The organism is Ramlibacter sp., from assembly GCF_035706265.1.
GTDB lineage: Bacteria > Pseudomonadota > Gammaproteobacteria > Burkholderiales > Burkholderiaceae_C > Ramlibacter.
The window spans coordinates 1-2,597 of record NZ_DASSVG010000237.1; the positions used below are offsets into that span (position 1 = coordinate 1).

The window sequence follows — 2,597 nt, forward strand, 5'->3', positions numbered from 1 at the left end:
GGATGCGGTGCGTGCCGAGTTCGAGCGGCGCTTCGTGGAGAAGATGCGGGCGGTGCGCCAGGGCGACCCGCTGGCGATGGAGACGGAGCTCGGCCCGCTGGCCCGCGTCGACCTGCGCGAGGCGCTGCACGAGCAGGTGCAGCGCAGCGTCGAGCGTGGCGCGCACTGCCTGCTGGGCGGCCGCATCCCCGAAGGCCCCGGCGCCTGGTATCCGCCGACGGTGCTGACCGAGGTCCGCCCCGGCATGCCGGCCTATGAAGAGGAACTGTTCGGGCCGGTGGCGGCCGTGATCGGCGCGCGCGGCGAGGCCGATGCCGTGCGGATCGCCAACGATTCGGCCTTCGGGCTGGGCGGCGCGGTGATCACCGGCGACCGCGCCCGCGGCGAGCGCATCGCCGCCGAGGCGATGGAGGCCGGCTGCGTGTTCGTCAACGAGGCCGTGCGTTCCGACCCGCGCCTGCCCTTCGGCGGTGTCAAGGAAAGCGGCTACGGCCGCGAGCTCTCGGGCTACGGCATCAAGGAATTCGTGAACATCAAGACGGTGTTCGTGGCCTGAGCCTGCTGTCGCGGCGCGTCGCGAGAGCGCGCGCCGCGTTGGCTGCTTCGCCGGGCCTACTCGCCGCGCGGGTTGTCGCGCGGGTTGTCGCGCGGGTTGTCGCCGACGCGGCCGGCGGAAGGCCGGTCCTCGCGCAGCGGCTCGCGCTCCGGCCGCGCCGTGTCGCTCGCCATCGCATGCTGGCGGCCCGGCATCGCGCTCGAAGATCCCCAGGAACTGCCGGCCCGCTCGGGCGTGGTGCGGGTGCGGGCAGCGCTGCTGCCCATGTCTTCCGCGTGCACCGCGACGCCGGCCTCGTACACCATCTTGCCGCCCAGCCAGCCCGAGACCAGCAGCATCAGGATGGCGATCACCGACAGCACCATGGGCGTGCCCCCCGGCACCGCCGCCGGCTGGTCGGACCGCATCCAGGCGTTGATCGCGTACAGCACCACGATCGTGAGGTTCAGGCCCATGTGCTTGACGGCCGTCGGCAGCACCGGCGTGTCGCGCAGCGACAGCAGGTCCACCAGCCCCGGCAAAGCCGCCGCCAGCGCGCCGATGATGCCGCCGACCATGGCGTAGAACGAGGCCGTGGCCCAGGTCTCCGGCGTGGCGGAGCCGCGCGCGATGAAGTCGCAGACGAGCGAAAAGAGCCACAGGCCGATCGGGATGGTGACCAGCATCGGATGGATGGGATGTCCCGCGATCTGTGCAGGTGTCCGCATGGCGTTCTCCTTCTGGTTGCGCAGCAATTCACTTTGGTACGGCCGCGGAGCGACGGGTGTAGGAAATCCCTGAGATGTGCAAGGGGCGCCGTCCTGCGTGGCGCAACCGCTGGCGCCGTCTGGTGGACAATTCGCGTTTAGGCGAGGAAGAGTTGGATCTGACGTATCGCATTGCCCGGGTGCGCCGCAGGGCGGTGGCCACCACGCGCCGGCCGCTGTTCCGGGAGGGATTGCGCGAGAGCCTGCCGATGTCGATCGGCATCGCTGCCTGGGGGCTGGTCGCCGGCGTCGCCATGGCCAAGAGCGGCCTGGGCATCCCGCTGGCCATCCTGATGTCGCTGCTGGTCTCCGCCGGGTCGTCGCAGGTGGCGGCGCTGCCGCTGATCGCCAGCGACGCGCCGATGTGGGTGGTGTGGGCCACGGTGGCTTGCATCAACCTGCGCTTCCTGGTCTTCAGCTACCAGTACCGGCCGTACTTCGCCCACCTGCCGCGCCGCCGCCGCGTCACGCTCAGCTATTTCATGGGCGACACCATCTTCGCCGTGTTCCTGCGCCGCTTTCCGGATCCGCGGCCCGAGCCGGGCCAGGTGGACTATTTCTGGGGCGCCGCCCTCGTCAACTGGGGCTCGTGGCAGATCGCGGTGATCACCGGCATCGTGGCCGGCGCCGCGATCCCGACCGAATGGGGCATCGGCTTCGCCGGCACGATGGCGCTGCTGGCCCTCACCTGCGGGCAGTTGCGCAGCCGCTCCACCTGGATCGCTGCCTTCATGGCGGCCTCTGCGGCCGTGGCCGCCTATTCGCTGCCACTGCGGATGAACATCGTCGTCGCGATCGCGGCGGCCGTGGCCGTCGGCGTGCTGGCGCAGCACACCCGCACCCAAGCCGCCTCGCGCTGACCGACCGCACGCCATGAGCCCGCTCGAAATCTTCTTCACCATCCTCGGCATGGCCGCGGTCACGCTCCTCTGCCGCGCCTTCTTCCTGCTGCCGCAGCAGGAGCTGCCGATGCCGCGCTGGCTGCGCGAGGGATTGCGCTATGCACCCATCGCGGCGCTCGCCGCCGTGGTCGCGCCCGAGATCGTCATGAACCAAGGCCACCTGGTGCACACGTGGCGCGACGCCCGCATCTTCGGCGCGCTCGCGGGGCTGGCGTTTCACACCTGGCGGCCGGACCTGCTGGGGACGATTCTGTGCGGGACGGGGGTGATGCTGGCGCTGCGGTTCGGGCTGGGCTGGTAGGCAGTCGGCGATCGCGCGCTGCAGGCCCGGAGGCCACCCCGCTGCTGCCCACAGCAGTGCGATGCAACGAGAATGACACCATGTCCGAGCCC

4 protein-coding genes are annotated in these 2,597 nt (G+C 70.9%); 3 read left to right on the forward strand and 1 reads right to left on the reverse strand.

The genetic code is table 11. The features are described 5' to 3' along the window. Positions 1–556 (forward strand): aldehyde dehydrogenase family protein (locus VFM98_RS08965; protein WP_325109574.1); only part of this gene is annotated, 556 nt, incomplete at its 5' end. Positions 557–612: 56 nt separating this feature from the next. Here VFM98_RS08965 and VFM98_RS08970 read toward each other — a convergent pair. Next, on the reverse strand, positions 613–1,263 hold the full coding sequence (locus tag VFM98_RS08970) for a DUF2231 domain-containing protein (protein ID WP_325109575.1): 651 nt from the start codon (positions 1,261–1,263) through the stop codon (positions 613–615). Between the two features lie 152 nt (positions 1,264–1,415). On the opposite strand from VFM98_RS08970, the gene VFM98_RS08975 reads away from it, so the two are divergent. Both VFM98_RS08975 and VFM98_RS08980 read left to right on the forward strand, forming a co-directional pair. Continuing rightward, positions 1,416–2,162, forward strand: coding sequence for an AzlC family ABC transporter permease (locus VFM98_RS08975; protein WP_325109576.1), 747 nt, complete (start codon positions 1,416–1,418; stop codon positions 2,160–2,162). Between the two features lie 13 nt (positions 2,163–2,175). After that, positions 2,176–2,505 carry an AzlD domain-containing protein gene (locus VFM98_RS08980; RefSeq protein ID WP_325109577.1) on the forward strand — a complete coding sequence of 110 codons (330 nt, stop codon included), beginning with the start codon at positions 2,176–2,178 and terminating at the stop codon, positions 2,503–2,505. Positions 2,506–2,597 lie beyond the last annotated feature (92 nt).